The organism is Acinetobacter sp. ANC_7682, from assembly GCF_056779795.1.
This window is the reverse complement of sequence record NZ_JBWYIQ010000105.1, coordinates 1-239: the sequence shown is the minus strand read 5'-3', so window position 1 is coordinate 239 and position 239 is coordinate 1. Positions and strand designations below refer to the sequence as shown.

Annotated in this window: 1 protein-coding gene; it reads right to left on the bottom strand. The window is 46.9% G+C overall.

Translation table 11 applies throughout. The annotated features are described in order from the left end of the window. Window positions 1-239 (bottom strand): dioxygenase family protein (locus AC1M9D_RS14185; RefSeq protein WP_481612457.1); only part of this gene is annotated, 239 nt, incomplete at both ends.

Sequence of the window (239 nt, the reverse complement as noted above, 5' to 3'; positions counted from 1 at the left end):
CTAAGCCATCACGCGTTGCAAATGCAAAGTCATCCCAAAGGTATTCATCACCTTCGATGTTGAACTGCGTAGTTAATTTACGGTAGCCAGGCGCAGTGACGAAGTAATGCACGTGTGAAGGGCGGTTACCGTGACGACCAAGTTTGTCTAATACAAACTGAGTTGTACCTTCTGGTGGGCAGCCATAACCTACAGGCATTGTGGTTAATGCTGTATATTGACCTTGTGCATCCGTGAAG